Raw genomic sequence first — 2334 nt, forward strand, 5'->3', positions numbered from 1 at the left:
TGGCGAGTAGCGCTTGATGGTAGCGCCAGTCCAGGTAGTTGGTAACAAAGTTCTGACGAGGTGGTAGCGGCCCGGGAGTGGTGCCCGGGCCGCCTTGGGGTTATTCCCAGTAGCCTTTCTGGGCGCGGGCTTGGTCGTTGCGCTGCTGGCGCATGTCGATCTGGCCGAGCTTGATGATGCGGGCGTTGTTGGCGAGGCGGTTCACGATCGAGTCCGCTGCGACTCGGTCGGGCAGCTCGGCGACCCAGTGCGCGGGTCCGGTCTGCGAGGCGATCATCGTCGGGAGCCGGTGCTCCCTGTTGGCGAGGATCGCGAACAGATCGTTGCCAGCGTCGCTGTCGATGCCGACGGTGAGGAAGTCGTCGATGATGAGCAGGTCGATGTTCGAGAGCTCGTTCAACAGTTTCTGGTGGGCGATGGCGTCGCCGCGAGCGATGACGAGCTTTCGGGCGAGGTCGTCCATCCGGTAGTAGAGCACCGAATGCTCGCTCTCGCAGGCGCCGATAGCCAGGGCGCAGGCGAGATAGGTTTTCCCGCCTCCGGTGGGCGAGATGATCAGCAGGTTCGTTGCATCGGAGCGCCAGTCATGGGCGGCATAGCGTCGCATTCTGACCTGGGTAATGCCGCGTCCCTCGCGATAGTCGACCTCGGCCACGGTGGCGCCCGGGATCGGAAACGCAGCCTGACGGATGAGCTTGTCGACCTTGTTGATCCGTCGGGACTCCAACGCGTCGTCGACTGCGGTGAGGAACAGCTGCTCGGGGGTGAGGGTGTCGTTGGCTTCGTCCTGGATGAGTTCCTCCAGCCGGGTCGCGACGTGGGTCACGCGCAGAGCCCGGAACTTGTCGTAATCAACGCTGGTGAACATCACTTCCCTTCCTCGTCGCGGGCGTAGTGCGAGGCGTCACGGACATAAACATCCGGCATGGTGTCGCGGAACACGACGGTGCTGACGCGTTTGCGGGTGGAGGCGGCCGGGACCATCGGCCGGGGTTTCTTCGCATCGCTGTCGATCGCGGCCATCAAGCGTTTCAGTGTCGAATAGGTCGGATGGGCGCTGCGGTTCACGAGCTCCTGGCAGGCCGCCTCCAGCCGTTGCCGGTTGTTTTTGCCGAGCCCGTCGAGGATGTTCTGGCAGGACAGGTAGCCCTGCGCCTCGATCACCTGGCTGTCCAGGATCTGCTCGATCACCGTGACGGTGGCCGGACCGACGCTGCGCGCCCGGTCGGTGAACCACCGCCTCGACCACAGCCCGTCAATATCGCGGTGCTGCGGCGGGACATGGTCCGGCAGGGTCGAGTACTGGCCCTTGCGTCCCGTCAGCCGCGGGTGTTCGCAGATGCTCTCGTGCCCGTCGAAGACCGTCACCCGTGACGACGTCAGCCGAACCCGCAGCAGCTTGCCCGCCAGAGCGAACGGCACCGAATACCGTTGTGTGTCCGCGGTGACGTGGTAGTTCCGGGCCGCCTTCAGCTCCTTCCACTCGACGTCCTCGAACCCGGCATCAGGCAGAGGGGTCAGCAGCTCCCGCTCCTCGCTGTCGAACCGCTCCCACCGCGTGGTGTCGTCGGCGCGGCGGATGTCGTGGTTGATCTCCCGCACCCGTTCCTCGATCGCAGCATTCAACTCGCCCAGCGTCGTGAAGACGTCGTCCTCGAGGTAGCCGATGACGCGCTTGTTGACCACGTTCACCGCATTCTCGGCTGCAGCCTTGTCACGCGGTTTTTTCACTCTGGCCGGGACAATCGCAGTCTGGTAGTGATCAGCGAGCTGCTGATATCTGGCGTTGACGATCCGCTCCGCATCACCCTTATGGGTTTGGTGGGTGGATGTCGTCGGGTTGTCGGGCACGACGATCTGCGTCACGCCGCCGAAGAACGCGAACGCCTGAACGTGCGCGTCGAGCCACGCCGGAGACTTCATATCCGCGTAAGCGCGGCAGAACATCAGTCCCGAAAACGGCAACACCGCGACGAACAGAATCGCTCGCACCACCTCGCCGGTGATGGTGTCGACGACGTCCATGGTGTCGCCGGCCCAGTCGACCAGCATCGCTCGACCTGGCTCATGGCGCAGCACCGCGACCAGGTCATGGGTGCGGAGGTAGTCGGTGAACAGGGCGCAGAACTGCGAATACCCATACTTCTTCCCCGCGTCCTTGGTGTCGACGTAACGACGCCACGCCAACAGCAACGTGAAGTGCCGGTTCGCTTTCATCGATGCCAGCACCCGCGACAAGTCGGGCTGGTCATACTCGTCCGACACGTTCCGGCGCCCGTCGGGGAACCACTCGGCCAGCTCGACGTCGCTGACCGCGACGGTCGAGGTCAGACC

At 64.2% G+C, this 2334-nt stretch carries 2 protein-coding genes; both read right to left on the reverse strand.

The annotated features are described in order from the left end of the window. Nucleotides 1–100: 100 nt before the first annotated feature. Entirely contained in the window at nucleotides 101–868 is a 768-nt protein-coding gene (locus tag E3T29_RS10590; RefSeq protein ID WP_134345398.1) for an ATP-binding protein, read from the reverse strand. Beyond that, on the reverse strand, nucleotides 868–2334 hold a 1467-nt coding region (istA, locus tag E3T29_RS10595), incomplete at its 5' end, for an IS21 family transposase (RefSeq protein WP_134345397.1). The genes E3T29_RS10590 and istA, both read right to left, overlap by 1 nt.

Source organism: Cryobacterium sp. TMT1-66-1 (assembly GCF_004403435.1).
GTDB lineage: Bacteria > Actinomycetota > Actinomycetes > Actinomycetales > Microbacteriaceae > Cryobacterium > Cryobacterium flavum.

What these genes read in the sequence shown, in the direction of transcription:
- E3T29_RS10590 (WP_134345398.1), bottom strand. Translation starts at nt 868, where the DNA reads ATGTTCACCAGCGTTGATTACGACAAGTTCCGGGCTCTGCGCGTGACC.